This window comes from Kitasatospora sp. LaBMicrA B282 (assembly GCF_050325825.1).
Taxonomy (GTDB): domain Bacteria; phylum Actinomycetota; class Actinomycetes; order Streptomycetales; family Streptomycetaceae; genus Kitasatospora.
The window spans coordinates 39,368-41,997 of sequence record NZ_JBNQTI010000063.1; the positions used below are offsets into that span (position 1 = coordinate 39,368).

The 2,630-nt window shown below is 71.6% G+C and carries 2 protein-coding genes and 1 pseudogene; 2 read left to right on the top strand and 1 reads right to left on the bottom strand.

Annotation, left to right across the window (positions count from 1 at the left end):
* Positions 1–643 (top strand): hypothetical protein (locus ACQRUO_RS19255; RefSeq protein WP_428317202.1); only part of this gene is annotated, 643 nt, incomplete at its 5' end.
* 1,065 nt (positions 644–1,708) lie between these two features.
* Here ACQRUO_RS19255 and ACQRUO_RS19260 read toward each other — a convergent pair.
* Positions 1,709–2,287, bottom strand: coding sequence for a TetR/AcrR family transcriptional regulator (locus tag ACQRUO_RS19260; RefSeq protein WP_428317203.1), 579 nt, complete (start codon positions 2,285–2,287; stop codon positions 1,709–1,711).
* Positions 2,288–2,377: 90 nt separating this feature from the next.
* Between ACQRUO_RS19260 and ACQRUO_RS19265 the strand changes: the two are divergent.
* Positions 2,378–2,630 (top strand): annotated as a pseudogene (locus tag ACQRUO_RS19265) (DUF1772 domain-containing protein); the annotation flags it as partial.

The following is a 2,630-nucleotide window of genomic DNA, read 5'->3' on the forward strand; positions in this document are numbered from 1 at the left end:
CGTCGGTGGTGCCGCGCTGCCGATCAGCAGCTCCGAGTGGACCGCGGACGGCTACAACACCCGGCCCGACATGGGCGTCCCCGGCAGCTGGCTGGCCTCCGCCCAGCAGGCCGCGCCGCCGACCGGCACCCTGGTGACCGGCCAGGCGGGCGGTAACCCGGCCGTCTACGTGATGGTCAACGGCTCCGCACTGTCGATCACCGGCACCGAGTGGACTGCGGACGGCTACAACACCCAGGCCCTGATGGGCGTCCCGGAGAGCTGGCTGTCCGGCGCCGCCGCCAAGCCGCTGGCCGACGGCACCATCGTCAAGGACATCTCCGGTGCCAGTGCCAACATCTACGTGATGGCCGGCGGCAAGGCGGTCTACCTGACCGCCGCCGACTTCACCAGCCTGGGCTACAACCAGCGCCCGCTGATGGGCGTCCCCGGCACCTGGCTGGGCACCGCCGCCGCCAAGGCCGCCCCGAGCGACGGCACCCTGCTGCTGTCGCCCGACAGCAACGTCGTCTGGCTGGTGACCAACGGCGGCAGCAAGAAGGCCCTGACCTCCGCGGCCTTCGGCCCCGGCGGCTACAGCTTCAACAACGTGGTCAGCGTCCCGACCGCCCTGACCGCGAGCCTGCCGACCGTCACCTCCTGATCCCGGCGCCTGCCCGCGAGCCGGCTCGGTCCCTCCCCACGGAGGGGCCGAGCCGGCTCGTTGCGCAACACCTCTCGGCAGGTCGGTGCGCTCAGGAGCCGTGAAGTCGCAGCTTGTTGTTGCGGTTGGCTGAAGCAGTGTGTCGTGTCGGGTGGGGGTTGATGCCTGGAAGGTGGTGGTGACGGCTGGTGCGGCGTCATCGTGAGGGTGTGTCCGGTGAACGGCACCTCGACCACCGCGGGATCGCCCTGGTGTCCGCATTGTCGAAGAGCTGGGGAGTCCAGCTGACCACCACGGGGAGGGTGGTGTGGTCCAGTACGGACCGCGGTGCCGGGCCGACCCGGGGCGGTCGTTTCGGCGCGCGCCGAAACCGCCGCCCGGGCGCGGGAGGATTGCTCCGCCGGTTGCCCCCACGGTGGCCCGACGGGTGCGCAGGCGGTTGCAGGGCCAGTGGCAGGGCAATTGCACCGGCCCCTCGGCCACCGGAGCCTGTTCGCGCAGGTCAGGCCCGTTGGGTAAGCCCCCCGCGGCGCGGACATCTCCCCTTCCACACCCTCTGGTGTGGGAGGGAGCCCCCTTCGTCTTCTCCCTCCCGCCCGCCAGCGGGAGGGGCATCCGGGCCCGTTCCGAAGGACCCTGAGCGCCGCGTCGGACCGCGCAGCCGGCCTCGGACGGGGTCCCGGATGCGATCCTGTGCCCACCGCGGCGGTCCGGGAACGTCGCAGGTCATAGGCGGGGCATCAAGGTGCCGAACCCCGACAACCTCGCTGGGGACCTGCCTGTTGCTGGGGGTGGGGTGCTGTCGGTTCGGGGCACCTGCCGCGGGCCGGATCGTTCGGCGCCCGGCGGTGCCGTGCGCGCGGCCGGGGCGCCCAGCAGGCCTGTGATGGCCCCTCAGGCCCCGGCTCGCAGAAAACCCGGGTCAGCGCGGCGCTCACGTCCGCCGCAGCGCCTGCCAGGCGCCCCGCTGAGTCCTGCCGCTGGCCGGCCGGGCTGCCGCCCGCCGTCCCGGCAGTTGATCCAGGGCAACCCGCCCCCGGCCGCCCGCCGGCCCTACTGGGAAGATCAGAGTGCGGCGAGTCGGTCGACGAGTAGTTCCACTCTCTGTTCGGCGTACTCCGAGGGCAGTCGTCCGGAGCGGGTCAGGGTCGCCAGGCCGTGCAGGGTCGCCCAGAACACCTCGGTGAACACGCCCGGGTGGACGCCGTCGCCGGCGACCTCCTGGAGGTTCTCGAGTAGTGCGGCGAAGGCGTCCTTCAAGGGCTCCGGGGTGTCCTCGTGCGCGAATGCCAGGCCGCCGTCGAGCTGGAAGATGGCGTCGTAGACGGCCGGGTTGTCGGCGGCGTAGTCGAGGTAGGCGCGCGCGAGGGCGGCGACCCGCTCACGCGGGCCGTCCGCGGCGCTGGTCGCGGCTCGCACGGCCGCGGCCATCTCGGTGGCGCCTTCGAGAGCGACGGCGCCGATGATCTCGCGCTTGCCGCGGAAGTGGCTGTAGAGGACGGGCTGGCTGTATTCGATGCGCTCGGCGAGCCGGCGGGTGGTGACCGCGTCCCAGCCCTGCTGCTCGGCGAGCTCGCGGGCCGTCGCCAAGATGAGGCGTTCGCGGACCGCCCGTTCGCGTTCCTTGCGTTCCTGTACCGACATGATTCGATCCTAGCACCGCTAGACAATCGAGCGGTAGCAGTACTAGCGTTGCATCATCACCTAGCAGCGCTAGATCGCAGGGGAATCATCATGCTCAGCGCACTTGAGGTTGTCACCACCGTGTCCGTCGGCGTGATGGTGGGGGTGGAGTTCGCCGTCGCCGTCGTCCTCAACCGGATCTTCAACGCCCTCCCCGGTGACGCTGGCCAACTCGGCCGCGCTCACGGCGGCCGAATGCTCGGCGCGGTGATGCCGGTCTGGTACATCAGCTCGGTCGTCCTGGTCGCGGTCTGGGCCGTCGCCGGACACCAGCACCACGGCACCGGTCTGGTCGTCACCGCCG